The sequence below is a fragment of the Pseudomonas sp. 10S4 genome (genome assembly GCF_034344865.1).
Taxonomy (GTDB): Bacteria; Pseudomonadota; Gammaproteobacteria; order Pseudomonadales; family Pseudomonadaceae; genus Aquipseudomonas.
The window spans coordinates 6,133,464-6,150,257 of the sequence record NZ_CP133774.1 but is presented as its reverse complement, the minus strand read 5'-3'; the positions used below and the strand labels follow the sequence as shown (position 1 = coordinate 6,150,257).

Sequence of the window (16,794 nt, the reverse complement as noted above, 5' to 3'; positions counted from 1 at the left end):
CCCGAACACACAACCCTGTGGGAGCGGGCTAGCTCGCGAAAGCGGTGGGTCAGTCAATATCGTTGCCGAATGTCATACCGCATTCGCGAGCAAGCCCGCTCCCACATGGATGGTGGTGTTCAATCCATTTGGGCTTGACCCCTCATATCTTCAAAACCACTGCTTGAAGCGGCGGATGTAGATGGTTTTCATGGTCTGCGCGACCACGCAGTAGCTGAGCAAAGTACCCACCAGCCAAGGGAAGTATTCCCATGGCAACGGCACCAGGCCGACCATCGTCCCCAGCGGCGAGAACGGGATGTAGATGCCCAGGCCGATCACCACGCCGGTCGCCAGGATCACTGGCAATGCCGCGGTGCTCTGGAAGAACGGAATCTTCTGGGTGCGCAGCATGTGCACCACCAACGTTTGCGACAGCAACCCTTCGATGAACCAGCCGGACTGGAACAGGCTCTGCATTTCCACGCTGTTGGCGGCGAACACGTACCACATCAGGGCAAACGTGGTGATGTCGAAGATCGACGAGGTCGGCCCGATCCACAGCATGAAACGGCCGATGTTCTTCGCGTCCCACTTGCGGGGTTTGCGCAGGTATTCCTTGTCCATCTTGTCCCACGGCAAAGCCAGCTGAGAGATGTCATACATGAGGTTTTGCAGCAGCAGGTGGATCGCCAGCATCGGCATAAACGGAATGAACGCACTGGCCACCAGCACCGAGAACACGTTGCCGAAGTTGGAACTGGCGGTCATGTTCAGGTACTTCATGATATTGCCGAAGGTTTCGCGGCCCTTGAGCACGCCTTCTTCGAGCACCATCAGGCTCTTTTCCAGGAGGATGATGTCCGCCGATTCCTTGGCGATGTCCGTTGCCGCTGTCCACCGAGATCCCGATGTCGGCTCCGTGCAGCGCCGGGGCGTCGTTGATGCCGTCACCAAGGAAACCCACGGTGTGACCGTTCGATTGCAGGGCCTTGAGCACCCGGGATTTTTGCAACGGCGTCAGCTTGGCAAACACCGTACGTTCTTCGACCCGCAGCTTGAGGGTGGTGTCGTCCATGTGCTCGATGTCCTGGCCGAGCAGCGGCGTGCCCGGATCGAGTCCGACTTCGCGGCAGATCTTGCAGGTGACCACGGCGTTGTCGCCGGTCAGCACCTTGACGGTGACGCCCATGTCGCGCAGTGCAGCAATGGCCGGGCCGGCGGTTTCCTTCGGCGGATCGAGGAAGGTCAGGAAGCCGCGTATCACCAGGTCGCGCTCATCGGCGGTGTTGTACTGGTTTTTGCTCTGGGCTTTCGGGATCTCGCGGGTGGCGACTACCAGTACGCGGAAGCCGTCCTCGTTGTACTCGTTGGCCAGGGCCAGCAAGTCTTTGCGGCGCTGTGCATCCAGCGCGATCACCTGCGCCGTTTTCATTGATGTGGCTGGCAATGCTGAGCATTTCCTCGACCGCGCCTTTGCACACCATCAGGTGATCGTCGCGGCTGTCCTTGACGATGATCGACAGGCGTCGGCGGACGAAGTCGAACGGCAATTCATCGACCTTGCTGTAGGCGAACGGTACCCGGAACTTCGGATTGCGATCGGCGAACTGCACGACTGCCTGATCCATCAGGTTTTTCAGGCCGCTTTGGTGATGGCTGTTGAGCCACGCCAGTTCGAGGATCGAGTCGTCGCGCCGGCCGTGGCTGTCGACGTGGTGCTCGAGAATGATCTTGTCCTGGGTCAGGGTGCCGGTCTTGTCGGTGCAGATCACGTCCATCGAACCGAAGTTCTGGATCGCGTTGAGGCGTTTGACCACCACTTTGCGCTTGGCCATGGCCATCGCACCTTTGGCCAGGTTGGCGCTGACGATCATCGGCAGCATTTCCGGGGTCAGACCGACTGCGACGGCCAGAGCGAACAGGAACGCATCGCCCCAATCGCCTTTGGAGAAGCCGTTGAGCAGGAACACGATCGGCACCATCACCAGCATGAAGCGGATCAGCAACCAGCTAACGCTGTTCACCCCACGGTCGAACGCGGTTTGCACCCGCGAACCGACGATGGCTTTGGCCAGGGAGCCGAAGTAAGTCCGCGAACCGGTGGCCACTACCACTGCCTTGGCGGTGCCGCTGACCACGTTGGTGCCCATGAAGCAGATGTTCGGCAGATCGAGCAGGTTCGACTGATCGGCCGCGGTGCTGGTGGCCGACTTCTGCGCCACGTTGCCCAGGGTGTCGTACTTCTCGACCGGCAAGGCTTCGCCGGTCAGCACCGCCTGGCTGATAAACAGGTCACGGGATTCGATCAGGCGGATGTGCGGCCGGGATCATGTCGCCGGCCGACAGCTGAACGATGTCACCGGTCACCAGTTCACGCATTGGCACTTCACGCAGCAACGATTTGCCGTCCTTGTGCTCGCGCCGCAGCACGGTGGCGGTGGTGCGGACCATGGCCTTGAGTGCTTCGGCGGACTTGGCCGAGCGGTATTCCTGCCAGAAGCGCAGCAGGCTGCTGAGGCTGACCATGGTCATGATAATGATGACTTTGGTCAGGTCGGCTTCATCCGCTTCACCGTTGCTGATCGGCAGCCAGTAGTCGGTGAAAAAACTGATACCGGCCAACGTCAGCAGCACATAGATGAAGGGGTTGTTGAGGGCTTTGAGCAGTTGGAGGAGGGCGTGAGGCGGCTTGTCGTGGGCCACTTCGTTGTAGCCGCCACGGGCGAGGCGGCCCTGGGCTTCGAGTTCGGTCAAACCGTCGGTGGTGGCGTTGAGGTTGGTCAGCGTCACGGCCAGGCCGTTTTGCGCTTCCCGGGCGGCGCGCATCGACAGCTTGGCGTTGTCGCTGCTGGCGCCCTGGGTGGTTTTCTTTGCGGTTTTTACAAGGGTCATTGCTGTGCTCCTGCCGCAGGCTTGCGGCACGACACACAGGCACCTCAGCTAATTAAAGACGAGCGCACGTATGTCGAGCCGCAAATAAGCGATCGATTCTGATAGTTGCGTTTTTATGTTTAACGTTCGCTGGCCGTCTATTGGAAAGTGACGGGCAGCGAACCGTCTACTGGCTTCGTCCATAACTGACTCGCTATTTAACAGGCAATAAGAAGTTGCCGAATTCCTATATAAGGAAAACGTTAATGGAAGGCCTTTCAAGTGCCTTCAGATCAATTGAAAGTGCGCGTCCCAAGGTACAGGCCGAGCATCAGGCTCGCCTGTTGGAACAGGCGAGCGATGCCCCGACTCTGTGGGTCCTGACTGTCGTCCATGCTCCAGCGTTGCTGAAGCTGACCCGTCATCGGGCAGACGCGCCAGTTGGCACGCGGGTGTGCCTTGGCAGGGGAGGAATGGCTGGAAAACGGCGCGCGGGCCGGGGCCGTGACCAGACGCTCACGGCAGAGCTTGACCCGCATGGTCGAGGCAAAGGCGCGTACGCCGGGCATTACAGTGGATTTGAAGTTCATAACATACCTCTGGACCGGACTGACGCCGGCGAGGCAAGTTACGGTGGAGCATCAAGCTCTAGCGCAGCTCACCCGACCGCAAAGTCGAGTCCCGTCATGTTCTGGGTTGTGTGCCAGAGCCTGCGAATTCGCAGTCACCCGACAGCGACTAGATACTGTGTCCATTGGATTCTTTTGTGAGTTGAAAAAAGGCCTGTGAAACCGGCCCGGGCAATTTACTCAGGGAGGTAGGTGAAGTCAACCGCCAATACCCGGTTAATGTCGTATTGAATGGAAAAACTTCGGATTCGATTGTTGAAGTTGGAAGTGGTTCAGGTAAATGACAGTTAGATGACGATTAATGAACTCCCGGCCGATATATATCGGGTGTACATACAACCTGTGGGAGCGGGTTTGCTCGCGATAGCGGTGTATCAGTCATATCTATGTCGACTGATTCTCCCTCTTCGCGAGCAAGCCCGCTCCCACACTTTTAATCCGGCTCCGTCAGGACTTTCCGGAACGTCTCCACCAACGCTCGCAAATTGATCCGGTGCCACGCTGCCCACAGCGGCGTGGTAAAGGAAATCCACGGCACCTCCCGTCTTCCGCCACTACCGGCGCTGCGTTGCGGGTTGATGGCGGTGTCGTCGACAGCATGGCAATCTGAACCTCATTTATAGAGAGAGCATTTCACATGGCAACTGCATCAGCGTTTATCGATATTCCGGCTTCGCCCGATGAGGTTTGGCAATTGATTGGCGGCTTCAACTCGCTGCCGGACTGGCTGCCGTTCATTACCAAAAGCGAGCTGAGTGAAGGCGGGCGGGTGCGCAGTCTGCAAACGGCGGATGGGGCGGTGGTGGTTGAGCGTCTGCAAGCGTTCGATAACGCCGGTAAAACCTACAGCTATTCGATTGAGCAGGCACCGTTCCCTGCCACCGATTACCTGGCGACTCTGCGCGTCGAAGCCCAGGGGCAGGGCGTTCGGGTGACCTGGTCCGGGCGTTTCACCGCCAAAGGCGTGACCGACGAAGAAGTTGAAGCGCTGTTCAACGGTATCTACCAGGGCGGCCTCGAAGCGTTGCGGGCTAACTACCCGGCCTGAGCCACCAGCACAAAACCCTGTGGGAGCGGGCTTGCTCGCGAAGGCGTAATGTCAGTCAACATCAGTGTTGAATGACCCACCGCATTCGCGAGCAAGCCCGCTCCCACAGGGGGCTTCATTGTTACAGTCAGTTCTGGGGGATCAGACTCTGCCGGCAATCCAGCGCCAAACGCGCGCCGCCGCTGTCGCTGGTGCCGACGTCGAGGGTGAAACCGTGCAGGCTGACAATCGCCGCAACGATCGATAGCCCCAAGCCAAATCCACTCTGCTGATTGCCGCCCTCAGCCCGATAGAACCGCTGGAACACCGCCTCACGTTCAGACGGAGGAATGCCCGGCCCGGAATCGAGCACTTCGATTCGTGTATGCCCACCCTGATTAACCCCACGCAAAATCACTTCGCCACCCGGCGGTGTGAATTTGATCGAGTTGCTCAACAGGTTCGCAATGGCCTCGAACAACAGCGCTCGATCGCCATTGAGTGAAGGCAGGGACGCTGGCAATTGCAGCTGAAAAACCAGTTCTCCTTCTTCCGCCAGCGGCAGATAAAAGTCATGCAGCTCTTGTAGTAGAGGCACTGGATCAAGCTGCACAAAGCCTGAACGTCGCTGACGATCCTCCAGTTCGGAAATTCGCAGCAAGCCGCGAAACCGTGCCATCAAGGTGTCGGCCTCGGCCATTACCGAATCCAGTTGCTGCGCCAGGGGCGAGCTCTGGTCGGCCTGTTGCTGAATCCGGTACAACTGCGCTCGCAGGCGGGTCAGCGGGGTACGCAGGTCATGGGCGATGTTGTCACATACGCCTTTGACCTCGTTCATCAGGCGCTCGATGCGCTCGAGCATGGCATTGACGATGGCGGCGAGCATGTCCAGTTCGTCGCGCCGGTTGGACAGTGGCAAACGGCGGGTCAAGTCGCCGGCGACGATGGCTTCGGCACTGGCCTGGATCGCGCGGATGCGCCGCAGCGGCCGGCGGCGTAACAAATGCCAGCCGGCGATGCCGGGCAGGATCGTCAGGGACACCCCCCAGAACAGCGCGCGGAGGATGATCCGGGTCACGGCAAACAACGAACCGTTGTCGCGCACCAGCACTAGCCAGCGACCGTCCAGCGTCGGGGTCGCCACGGCGTCGCAGCTGTCTTCGGGCAAGGTCGGGTCGTCGGACTCGGCGCAGTCCGCGAGCATGTGGATCCGGGCGTCCAGCGGCAGATCCGACGGTATCTCGCGCAAGGCGCCGCTGAGGTAGCGATGCTCGGCATCGAACAGGCCATAGGCATCGATGCCGCGGATGTCGAAGGTCATGCTGGCGGCGAGGGCGTCCACCAGTTGTTCGCCCTGGAAGCGCGAAAACAGGTGTTGGCGCTGCATCAGCGAATGCTTGGCGAGGTTGTCCAGATAGCCGGAGACTTCGTAGTACATAACCCCCATGAGGATCCCGCTCCAGGCCACGAACAGTGAACTGTAGAGCGCCAGCAAACGGCTGCTGGAAGAGCGCCAGCCTTTAGAGGGGTTCAGCAATGACATACCCCGAGCCTCGCACAGTCCGGATCAGTGGGACGTTGCCGGGCGGGTCGATCTTCTTGCGCAAACGGCCGATGTGCACGTCGATCAGGTTGGTGCCGGGGTCGAAGTGGTAACCCCAGACTTCTTCGAAAATCATCATTCGCGACAGAATCTGCCCGGTGTTGCGCATGCAGGAACTCCAACAGCTTGTATTCGGTAGGCAGCAGCGTCAGCAATTCGCCATTGCGGCTGGCTTCGTGGCTGATCAGGTTCAGTTCCAGATCCGACACCCGCAGCGTAGTCGCGTGGGAGCTGACCGTGTTTTGCCGGCGCAGCAACACTTCCACTCGCGCCGCCATTTCATCGGTGGCGAAGGGTTTGGTCAGGTAATCGTCGCCGCCGGCACGCAGGCCTCGCACGCGTTCGTCGACGTCGGAGAGGGCGCTGATCATCAGAATCGGCGTAGCCACGCCCATGGTCCGCAGCGTGGTGACAATTGCCAGGCCATCGAGCTCCGGCAGCATGCGGTCGAGGGTGATCAGGTCGTAGTCACCGCTGACCGCTCGTGCCAGGCCTTCACGACCATTGTCGACCCAGTCCACCTCCAGACCGTGGTTGCTCAATTCCGCCACAATTTCCCGGGCGGTCACGGCGTCGTCTTCGATGGTCAAGATTCGAGTCATAGGGCGGGGCCTGCTAATCGGTTCAATACAGAGTGAGGGCATTTTGCCAAGAAATGCTCGCGGCTTAGTAAATTAACTTTCATGTTGCTTCAACAACCTTGCAAGCGCAGCGTTAATTTGCCTGGAAGGCTGATATCATCGGGCCATTACTTTGACAGGAGTTTCACTGTGCGCACGCTGATTCGCCGTGGCTGGATGCCGATGTTGCTGCTGTTACTAACCTTTGCCAGCTCAGCCACCTGGGCTGGCAATACTCCATGTTCAGGGAAGAAGGGCGGGATTGATCGCTGCGATGGCGATCTGTTTTTGTGTAATGACGGCTCCATCAGCGCCTCGAAAAAGAGTTGCTCAGCCCTGTATGGCAGCCCGCGTCAGGCGCGGCCCGAGTCGTTTTTACAAAGCAGCGATGGCTGTGCGTGCGGCACCAGTTCTTTTTGCACGGGGCCCCGAGGCGGTGTGTATTGCCTGACGCCCAGCGGTAATAAAAGCTACAAGCGCAAGTAGACTGCTCAACCTCAAATGCTCGCATTGAGCTCAATGCATAAAACCCGCTGATATTTGCCAGCTCTTGCAAAATGCATGGTCCAGAAATCCGGATTTTTTTAATCTATTGAAAATTAAAGATTTATTTAAAGTTGGCGACTGGCACGGTGCCTGCAATTCATTTTTTGACGAGTTGTAACACCGACTTTCATGCCTGGAGCAGAACAATAATGAATAGATCTTCTGAGGGTTTTTATCCTGCCGCAGATGAATCAAGCACGCTCTCGGGCGTGTCCTGGGGCGCGATCTTCGCCGGGGCTGCTGCGGCAGCGGCGTTGTCGTTGATTCTGGTGTTGCTCGGCTTCGGCCTGGGCTTTTCGGCTGTCTCACCATGGGCCAACGAGGGCGTCAGCGCCAAGGGCCTGGGCATTTCAACGATCGTTTGGCTGGCCTTCACACAAATCGTTGCCTCCGGGCTCGGCGGTTACATTGCCGGTCGCCTACGGGTGAAGTGGGCCAATATGCATGGCGATGAAGTCTATTTCCGCGACACCGCCCATGGCTTCCTGGCCTGGTGCGTGGCGACGCTGGTGACGGCGACCCTGGTGGTCGGCTCGGTCAGCAGTATCGTCAGCGGTGGTATGCAGGCCGGGGCGAGTTTCGCCGGCGGCGCCGCCAGTGCGATGACGCAAGCAGCGGGCACCGCTGCCAGCAACACCAACAGTGACCCGTACGGTTATTTTGTCGACAGCCTGTTCCGCGATGATCGCCCGGCCGCCGTCGGTGATGACGCTGCCCGTGGCACCGTTACCCGGATCTTCGTGCGCACCTTGGGCAACGACGGCCAACTGGCTGCCGAAGACCGGACCTACCTCGCGCAACTGGTCGCCCAGCGCACCAACCTGACCCAGGCCGACGCCGAACGCCGTGTAGACGAAGTCTTCGCCAAGGCTCACAAAGCCGTGGATGACGAAAAACTCGCCGCTAAACAGGCTGCCGACACCGCCGCCAAAGTCGCTGCCTGGACCGCGTTGTGGATGTTCGTCGCGCTGCTGGCCGGTGCGTTTTTCGCCAGCCTTGCCGCTACCTTCGGCGGTCGTCGTCGGGATGCCGTGGTGTATCTGGAGTCCGATGCCTACGTCACCACCACCTCGCTGCCACCTGTTCGCTAACCCAGGAGAATCATCATGCGCTCACTACTTCTGTTCTTTCTCGGCGTGCCAATCCCGATCATCATCCTGATTGCCCTGTTCATGCACTGATCCCTCTGAGGCACGTGCCTCTGCCGCTTCTGCCTATGGTAGAAGCGGCGTTTTGCTTTCTAGGGCAATATGTAACGCGATTTATCACTGTGGGAGCGGGCTTGCTCGCGAAAGCGGTATGACATTCAGCATTGATGTTGACTGATACACCGCTTTCGCGAGCAAGCCCGCTCCCACATTTAATTTGTGTACATCAAGGAGAATCAGGTTGGACAAGAAGGAAATCAAACGGCAAATCGTGGCGATGCTCGATGCCGGACGCTCCAAAACCGAGACGTTCAAGGCGTTCTCCGGCGGTGCGATCAAGGACAAGGTGCTGGCTTACTGGATTGGTACACATCCGGACCCGGCACGACGGGAACAGCATGAGGGCAAGGTTAAAATCCTGCTCGGATTGACTATCGCACAAGCGGTGCTCGGTGCCGTCGCAGGGTTCTTCCTGGGCTCGATGATCGGGCCGAAGGCGACGGTGTTTTTCACCTTGTTCGCGGCACTCATTCCGTTGTGGTTCGCGTACGGCTTTTACAAGAATCGGGCGCAGTACTTCACCATCTACGTGATCCTTTCCCTTAGCCAGTCTGCGCAGATGTTCAAAGGCATTACCGAGGACCCGATTTCGACGCTGATTGGGGCCGCCATCACCCTGGGCATCGTGTTTTATGTCGCCTGGCTCAAGACGCTGCTGTTCCCGGACCTGGCTTTTATCGGTCCGAAAAAATCAAGGGGCAGTACGTGTTTTCCAACTGACGGCCGGGCCAGCGCGGGGCGGGTTTCACTGGCGTAGATCAATATTTCGAACTGAAATATCGCTTAACGTAAATGAATCAAGCCCTCGCTGCGGCATCAACTACAGTGCTTCGGTGCGCAGCTATTGCTGCTGACGAAGTATCAGTGCAGACCTCCTCGTTTTTTGCGTATCAGTTGGCCAGCAAGGTGTAGTGCAGCATGGAGCTGACAAACCCACCTGAACCTTTCACGGAAGAACATCGCAATGCAACGCTTAGACAGAACCTTCGATATCCAGCCGCTGGTAAGGGCGGATATGACTTTGCACATCAACGGCCAAGCGGTTAGCGCCGCCATCGGCGAAACCGTCCTCACGGTCATTCAATCCCTTGGTCTGCGCCAGGTGGCTCGCAACGATCACGATCAAATCAGCGGCGCCTATTGCGGCATGGGCGTGTGCCAATGCTGCCTGGTGAAAATCAATGGCCGGCACAAGCGCCGCGCCTGCCAGACCGTCGCGCGTGACGGCATGACCGTCGAAACCCAGGTCAATCGCATCGCCGAGCAGGAGGCGTTATGAGCCTGCATCCGGTGATCGTCGGCGGCGGCCCGGCGGGCATGGCCGCGGCCATTGAACTGGCCCGGCATGGCGTGCGTAGCATCTTGCTGGAAGAAGCCTCGCGACTCGGCGGTGTGGTCTATCGCGGGCCGCTGCGCGATGGCGTTCAGCTCGACTATCTGGGGCCGCGTTATTCCGAAATCCTCAGCCGATTGCACGGCGAGTTTGAGGAACAGTCGGGGTTGATCGACGTGCGCTTGAACCATCGCGTGGTCGGTGCCGAGGGCACTCGCGCATTGGTGGTACTGGACGCCGATGAGCACCTGCACGAAATCGCCTACCCGCAATTGCTGCTGGCTGCCGGTTGCCACGAGCGCAGCGTGCCGTTTCCTGGCTGGACCTTGCCCGGTGTGATCCTGCTCGGCGGGTTGCAGCTGCAAATCAAGAGCGGCGTGGTCAAGCCTCAAGGGCCGGTGGTCATCACCGGCACCGGGCCGTTGCTGCCATTGGTGGCGTGTCAGTTGCACGCGTCCGGGGTGACGGTCGCCGGGGTGTATGAAGCGTGCGCGTTCGGCAAAATCGCCCGGGAAAGCCTGGCGCTGCTGAACAAGCCACAGCTGTTTCTCGATGGCCTGAGCATGTTGGCGTTCATGAAAATGCACGGCATCCCCATGCATTACGGCTGGGGCGTGGTCGAGGCCCAGGGCGATGGCGAGTTGCAATCTGTCACCGTAGCGCCGTATTCGCGCACTTGGGTGCCGGACCTGAGCCGCGCCGAACAGATCACCGCCCAGACCCTGGCGGTCGGTTACGGCTTCATTCCTCGTACTCAGCTCAGTCAGCAAATGGGCCTGAACCACGGCTTCAGCGACGACGGCTACCTGCGTGCCAACGCCAATATCTGGCAGCAAAGCAATGAACCGCACGTGCACCTGGCCGGCGACATGGGCGGGATTCGCGGCGGTGAAGCGGCGATGCTGGCAGGGCGGATCGCGGCGCTATCGATGTTGCTGCAACGGGATGTTCTGGACACGGAGCTGGCGCTGGTCAGGCGTGACCGCTTCCTGTCGAAGCTCAAGGCGATTGTGCGTTTCCGTGCGGCGGTTGACCGCTACACCGGGCGCGGCGCCGGGCAGACCGCATTGCCGGCCGCGGACACCGTGATCTGCCGCTGCGAGCACGCCACCCGCGCCGACATTGACCGGGCACTGGACCAGGGCGTGCAAGACATGGCCAGCCTGAAAATGCGCACCCGCGTCAGCATGGGCGACTGTCAGGGGCGGATGTGCGTCGGCTATTGCAGCGACAGGCTGCGCGAAGCCACCGGGCGCCAGGACGTGGGCTGGCTGCGACCGCGCTTTCCGATCGACCCGATTCCGTTTTCAGCCTTTCACAACGCCGCCACGGAGGCCGCCAGCCATGAGTAAGTTCTATGACGTGGTCATTGCCGGCGGCGGCGTGATCGGGGCGTCCTGCGCCTATCAACTGTCCAAGCGCAAAGACCTTAAGGTCGCGTTGATCGACTTCAAGCGACCGGGCAACGCGACCCGGGCATCGGCCGGCGGTTTGTGGGCCATCGGTGAATCAGTCGGGCTGGGCTGCGGGGTGATCTTCTTTCGGATGATGTCAGCCAACCGCAAGCGTGAAGCCCACGGTTCAGCCGTGGTGGTCGACTCCAGCACGCCGCACATCCTGCCGCAGTCGTTCTTCGATTTCGCCTTGCAGTCCAACGCCATGTACCCGGCGCTGCACAAAGAATTGCAGGACAACCACGGCATGGACTTCAAGTTCGAGAAGACCGGGCTGAAGTTCGTGATCTACGACGATGAAGACCGGCTCTACGCCGAGCACATCGTCGCCTGCATTCCGCACCTGGCGGATCAGGTGCGCTGGCTCGATCAAGCCGCACTGCGCGAAGCCGAACCCGCCGTCAGCCATGAGGCGAGGGGGCGCTGGAGTTTCTCTGCGACCATCAGGTCAGCCCGTTCCGCCTGGCCGACGCCTATACCGAAGGCGCGCGGCAGAACGGCGTGGACATGTACTTCAACACCAACGTCACCGGCGTGTTGCACCACGGCTCGCGAGTCACCGGCGTGCAAACCGCCGAGGCCGGGGTGTTTCATTGCAACACCCTGATCAACGCGGCGGGCGCCTGGGCTGCAGACTTTAGTGAACAGGCTACCGGCATTCGCATTCCGGTGAGCCCGGTGAAGGGCCAGATCCTGCTGACCGAGCGCATGCCGAAGATCCTGCGTGGCTGCCTGACCACCAGCGATTGCTACGTGGCGCAGAAGGACAACGGCGAGATCCTGATCGGCAGCACCACCGAGGACAAAGGCTTCGACGTCACCACCACCTACCCGGAGATTGCTGGATTGGTGCAAGGCGCCGTGCGCTGCATTCCGGAGTTGGCGGACGTGAATCTCAAGCGTACCTGGGCCGGGTTGCGACCGGGGTCACCGGATGAACTGCCGATTCTTGGGCCGATGAAAGGGGTGCAAGGGTATCTCAATGCTTGTGGGCATTTCCGCACTGGCATCCTGACGTCGGCGATTACCGGGGTGCTGCTGGATAAACTGGTGAACGACGAGCCGTTGCCGCTGGACATCACGCCGTTCCTGGCGGACCGGTTTGAGGTGAAGGCTGCGGTTGAGGTGAAGGCGCTGGAGTTGGCCTGATCTGATACCGCGTCATCGTTCTTCGCGAGCAGGCTCGCTCCCACATTAGATCTGTGTCGTACACATATTCTGTGTCCACCACAGATCCCCTGTGGGAGCGAGCCTGCTCGCGAAGACGGTCCAACGGTCGCGCAAGGACTCAAGCCTTGCCCGATTTCTCTTCCTCTTCCAACTGATCCGATTCAAATAACTTGGCCAATTCCGCCCGGGCTTCCTGCGCCGTCTGCAAGACCTTCGCCGCATCGTCATAAACCGCATGCTGCGCCTCGAGCACCTGTTCATCGTGATGCTTGAAGCGTTTGATCCGCGCATCGGCCTGTGCCTGGGTCAGCCCGAGGCCAACCAGCGTCCGCCGGCTCATTTCCAGGCTGGAATAGTAGGTTTCCCGAATCGCCTCGGCACCCAGGTCGACCAAGCGGTGAACGTGCTGACGGTTACGCGCCCGGGCGATGATTTTGATGTGCGGATACAAACGGTGCACCACCTCCGCAGTCTTGATGTTGGTGTCCGGATCATCGGTGGCGATGATGAAATATTCCGCCTGCTCAACCTTGGCCGCGCTGAGAATTTCCGGGCGCATCGGGTCGCCGAGAACACCGGCACGCCGCCGAAACTGCGGGACAGTTCGATGGTTTCCACCGATGTATCCAGCGCCACGAACTTGATGTTCTGCGCGCGCAAAATCCGTGCAACGATCTGGCCCATCCGGCCCATGCCGGCGATCACCACACGTGGCGCATCGGTGTCGATTTCGCGGAATTTCTCTGGCACCACCACCGGTTGCACCTTGGGCGAATACAGCCGCGCGCAGAGCAGCAACAGCAGCGGCGTCACTGCCATGGACAGGGTGATTGTCAGCACCAGCAAGTCGTACAGGCGCGGCTCGAACAAGCCTTGGTCGCGACCGATCTTGAACACCACAAACGCAAATTCACCACCGGCCGCGAGCACGATGCCGAGACGAATCGCACTGACCCTGCCCAATCCACCGGCGAGGCGACCAACGACAAACAGCAGCGGCAGCTTGATCGCGATCAGCAACAAAGTCAGCCCCAGCACCGTGATCGGCGCGCTCAACAGCAGACTCAGGTTGGCGCCCATGCCGACGCTGATGAAGAACAACCCCAGCAGCAAACCTTTGAACGGTTCGATCTGCGCTTCCAGTTCGTGACGGTATTCGGAGTCCGCCAGCAGCAAACCGGCAAGGAACGCGCCCAGCGCCATCGAGACGCCGACCAAGTCCATCAACCACGCCGTGCCGATCACCACCAGCAACGCCGTGGCGGTGGACACTTCCGGCAGACCTGTCTTGGCCACCACCCGGAACACCGGCCGCAGCAGGTAACGCCCGCCGATCACCACCACCGCGATACTGCCCAGCACCCGCAAACCGTGATTCAGATCTTCAGCGGCACTGGTGGTGTGATCACCGCCGGCCAGCAACGGCACCATGGCGATCAACGGGATCGCGGCGATGTCCTGGAACAGCAGAATTGCAAACGCCAGCCGCCCGTGGGGGCTGGTCAGTTCCTTGCGCTCGGCCAGGCTTTGCAGGCCGAACGCGGTGGACGACAACGCCAGACCCAGGCCCAACACCATCGCGCTGTTCAGCGACTGGCCGAACACGAACAACGCCAGCACACCAATCACCGAACCGGTCAGCAGCACCTGCGCCAGACCGACCCCAAACACCGATTTACGCATCACCCACAAACGTCGCGGCGACAGCTCCAGGCCAATGATAAACAGCAGCAACACCACCCCAAGTTCGGAGATATGGCTGACGCTTTGCGGGTTGCCGATCAAGCCCAGCACCGACGGCCCGATGATCACCCCGGCAAACAGATAACCCAGCACAGCGCCTAATTGCAGACGTTTGGCCAACGGCACGGTGAGCACCGCCGCGAACAAAAACACGACAGCGGCTTGCAACAGGTTGCCTTCATGGGGCATGGCGAAACTCCATAGACTCGGTACGGCGGGGGAAGCAAGGATAAAGGCTGGGGCGGCGTGCGTCAGCTATGCCGTTGCGATGATGGTGCCTGATGTACCGCCTTCGCGAGCAGGCTCGCTCCCACATTGGATCTTGGGTGTTCACATATTTTGTAGTCGGCAGAGACCCCTGTGGGAGCGGGCTTGCTCGCGAAGAGGCCATTACATCCAACATAGATGTCGACTGACACATCGCCTTCGCGAGCAAGCCCGCTCCCACATTGGATCTCGGTAGTACACAAATTTCGTGGTCGGCAGGGAAACCTGTGGGAGTGAGCCTGCTCGCGATGGCGGCTTGGAAGTCGCCGCTATCGATCAATTTCACTCGATTTTGTATTGAGTGAGCGTTTTTGGTGCCTTTTGTTCAAAAGTCTTAAATGTTGTGTTTGAATCGCCCCGGGTTTCCAGGAAGCCTCCGGATCACGGCTTTTGGGTCGTGGCAGTCAGAAACCGGCCAGAAGCGGTCAGTCATTTGTCTAAAAGATTGCGGCAGTGAAACGGGATAATTACACCTGCTTTCTAAGATCGCATACCCATCCAGATTACCGCTTCAGTCCATGCAGTCACCATCGGTGTCAGTACCCTAAACCAGGGATCGCGCACATCAATCTGCACTGCTGAGTGGTCATGATGGTGCTGCTCCTCCTCCACAATCGAAGTAATGGCCGCCACCGCGTGGAGATCGATATTGCCCAGCACATCAAGTTGATGAGCCAGGTGCTTAAGCACCACACTTTCAACCGCGACGGTAGTGGCGACAATTGCTTTGCGGCCACAGATGCCAGTAACCAGACCCAACGCCAGACCGCCGATGCCACACAACCAATAACTACGGCAGCGGGGATAATTGCGACGTTGCAGCTCCTCCTGAAAAACCGTCCGATGGCGGCGCTCGTGGGAGAGGAACTCCTTAAGTTCATCCACCATGCCCGGGACGAAAAGCCGGGCCATAAACAACTGTCCGCTGTAGATACAGATCGCACCATGCTCGCCCGCATGGTCGACCTTCATCATGCGGTTGCCGAGGTCTTCGCCCTTAGCCGTATAGTCTGGTGAATTCACATTGAGATTTCTTGTTCGAGGGGCTTGGTCATCGGGCCTGTCCTTGCTCTTGAGCCAGCATCGTGCTGTAACGCCAAGCAGATAAGCAAGTGAGTTCACAGGGCGGTCCCTCACCATCGTCGATTTGGCCGATCTTTAAGCAGCTGACAGACCGCTTTGGGCGTTCTCTGCCTGTCACAAAGGACAGCAGTCGACCCATGGCGGTCACTCATGATGTAGCGACGGCAATAGACATCTGCCTCAACGCTGGAATGGCCAAATGTCCTAAACTCGCTTCCTCCCAATCAACCAAGGAAGCGTCAATGGGCATGCAAGGAAAAGACCGTCAGATCGACAACATTGAGTTCAATGTCGTTGACATCGATCGAAGCAAGACCTTCTACGGAAGCATATTCGGCTGGAGTTTCGTTGACTACGGCCCGACTTATACCGAGTTCAGCGACGGACGCATGAGTGGTGGATTCACTACAGGAGAGTCAGTGCGAACGGGTGGGCCTTTGATCATCCTATATGCGGATGATCTTGAGCAAACCCAGCTAAGGATCAAATCAGCGGGTGCGACCATTAGTCGTGAAGTTTTTTCGTTTCCGGGTGGTCGCCGTTTCCACTTCATCGACCCTGATGGCTATGAGCTAGCCGTGTGGTCGACCTCTCCTTGATATCGAGGCGAGCCCTCAACGTTACGGCTGCAACGCTTTAGGGCGGCAGCAATGTCTCCGACATTACAGAAACAGCCAAGGATCACTGTTGTTTTGTAATGTCGGCTCTTGGCCGAACTCTGCCCTTCATGAAGGGCTGCTTTGGGTCGTTCTCTGTCGCTCACAATGGGCTGGAGATGTACTCCACAGGTCCAGATTGGCGCTAACGTTGGCTGAGCGCGAGGAGATTTCGCGTGCAATGGTGGCAGGTAACTCGATCCGTTCCATAGCAATGCTGCTAGGGCGAGCAGCCTCTACCATTAGCCATGAGATCGAAGGGTGTTACCGAACTAATCAAGCTGATCAGGCTGCCTGGGATCGCGCCCATCGACCTAAGGTCTGCAAGCTTGTTGAGAACCGAGCGGTGGCGCAAGTTGTTGCAGACAAGCTTCAATTGCAGTGGTCACCGGAGCAAATTGCCGGCTGGCTGAAGCGAACCTACCCGGACGATACGAGTTATCAGGTGTCACACGAGACGATCTATCGCACCCTCTTCATACAGGCCCGCGGGGCTCTGAAGAAGGAGTTGCTTGAGCATTTACGGCAGACGCGAGCCATGCGTCGCTCGCGCCATCACACTCAGAAGAAAGAAAATCACGGTCGCATCACAGACGCGGTAC

Annotated in this window: 10 protein-coding genes and 7 pseudogenes; 10 read left to right on the top strand and 7 right to left on the bottom strand. The window is 59.1% G+C overall.

Features of this window, described 5'->3' with window-relative positions; translation table 11 throughout:
• Positions 1-150: 150 nt before the first annotated feature.
• From mgtA to RHM58_RS34200, 3 genes and pseudogenes are all read right to left on the bottom strand, one after another.
• A pseudogene (gene mgtA, locus RHM58_RS28650) lies at positions 151-2,874 on the bottom strand (magnesium-translocating P-type ATPase).
• Between the two features lie 272 nt (positions 2,875-3,146).
• Entirely contained in the window at positions 3,147-3,443 is a 297-nt protein-coding gene (locus RHM58_RS28645) for a hypothetical protein (RefSeq protein ID WP_322268859.1), read from the bottom strand.
• Positions 3,444-3,915: 472 nt separating this feature from the next.
• Positions 3,916-4,026: pseudogene (locus RHM58_RS34200) on the bottom strand (LysR family transcriptional regulator); the annotation flags it as partial.
• On the opposite strand from RHM58_RS34200, the pseudogene RHM58_RS28640 reads away from it, so the two are divergent.
• Both RHM58_RS28640 and RHM58_RS28635 read left to right on the top strand, forming a co-directional pair.
• Positions 4,027-4,092 (top strand): annotated as a pseudogene (locus RHM58_RS28640) (short-chain dehydrogenase/reductase SDR); the annotation flags it as partial.
• 27 nt (positions 4,093-4,119) lie between these two features.
• Positions 4,120-4,530, top strand: coding sequence for an SRPBCC family protein (locus tag RHM58_RS28635; RefSeq protein ID WP_322268858.1), 411 nt, complete (start codon positions 4,120-4,122; stop codon positions 4,528-4,530).
• Positions 4,531-4,657: 127 nt separating this feature from the next.
• Here RHM58_RS28635 and RHM58_RS28630 read toward each other — a convergent pair whose 3' ends face one another.
• Both RHM58_RS28630 and RHM58_RS28625 read right to left on the bottom strand, forming a co-directional pair.
• A complete protein-coding gene (locus RHM58_RS28630; RefSeq protein WP_201257078.1) occupies positions 4,658-6,052 on the bottom strand; it encodes a sensor histidine kinase in 1,395 nt (464 codons plus the stop codon).
• A pseudogene (locus RHM58_RS28625) lies at positions 6,030-6,714 on the bottom strand (response regulator transcription factor). Before RHM58_RS28625 ends, RHM58_RS28630 begins: the two are co-directional and overlap by 23 nt.
• 168 nt (positions 6,715-6,882) lie before the next feature.
• Between RHM58_RS28625 and RHM58_RS28620 the strand changes: the two are divergent.
• From RHM58_RS28620 to hcnC, 6 genes and pseudogenes are all read left to right on the top strand, one after another.
• Entirely contained in the window at positions 6,883-7,218 is a 336-nt protein-coding gene (locus RHM58_RS28620; protein ID WP_201257077.1) for a hypothetical protein, read from the top strand.
• Positions 7,219-7,427: 209 nt separating this feature from the next.
• Positions 7,428-8,369: a hypothetical protein gene (locus tag RHM58_RS28615; RefSeq protein WP_201204483.1), complete on the top strand. Its 942-nt coding sequence runs from the start codon at positions 7,428-7,430 to the stop codon at positions 8,367-8,369.
• Between the two features lie 298 nt (positions 8,370-8,667).
• Complete coding sequence (locus RHM58_RS28610) at positions 8,668-9,243, top strand: hypothetical protein (protein ID WP_322268857.1); 576 nt, start codon at positions 8,668-8,670, stop codon at positions 9,241-9,243.
• Positions 9,244-9,450: 207 nt separating this feature from the next.
• Entirely contained in the window at positions 9,451-9,765 is a 315-nt protein-coding gene (locus RHM58_RS28605) for a (2Fe-2S)-binding protein (protein ID WP_201257075.1), read from the top strand.
• Entirely contained in the window at positions 9,762-11,171 is a 1,410-nt protein-coding gene (gene hcnB / locus RHM58_RS28600) for a cyanide-forming glycine dehydrogenase subunit HcnB (protein WP_201257074.1), read from the top strand. Before RHM58_RS28605 ends, hcnB begins: the two co-directional genes overlap by 4 nt.
• A pseudogene (gene hcnC / locus RHM58_RS28595) lies at positions 11,164-12,422 on the top strand (cyanide-forming glycine dehydrogenase subunit HcnC). The gene hcnB and the pseudogene hcnC overlap by 8 nt, the downstream one beginning before the upstream one ends.
• Before the next feature lie 139 nt (positions 12,423-12,561).
• Here the strand turns inward: hcnC and RHM58_RS28590 are convergent.
• Together RHM58_RS28590 and RHM58_RS28585 are read right to left on the bottom strand one after the other, a co-directional pair.
• Positions 12,562-14,375 (bottom strand): annotated as a pseudogene (locus tag RHM58_RS28590) (monovalent cation:proton antiporter-2 (CPA2) family protein).
• 558 nt (positions 14,376-14,933) lie between these two features.
• On the bottom strand, positions 14,934-15,476 hold the full coding sequence (locus RHM58_RS28585) for a demethoxyubiquinone hydroxylase family protein (protein ID WP_322268856.1): 543 nt from the start codon (positions 15,474-15,476) through the stop codon (positions 14,934-14,936).
• A gap of 302 nt (positions 15,477-15,778) precedes the next feature.
• Here RHM58_RS28585 and RHM58_RS28580 point away from each other — a divergent pair, with 302 nt between their 5' ends.
• Together RHM58_RS28580 and RHM58_RS28575 are read left to right on the top strand one after the other, a co-directional pair.
• Positions 15,779-16,135 (top strand): VOC family protein, encoded by a 357-nt coding sequence (locus RHM58_RS28580; RefSeq protein ID WP_201257080.1) that lies wholly within the window; start codon positions 15,779-15,781, stop codon positions 16,133-16,135.
• 187 nt (positions 16,136-16,322) lie between these two features.
• Positions 16,323-16,793, top strand: a pseudogene (locus tag RHM58_RS28575) (transposase); the annotation flags it as partial.
• Between the last annotated feature and the right edge of the window lies 1 nt (position 16,794).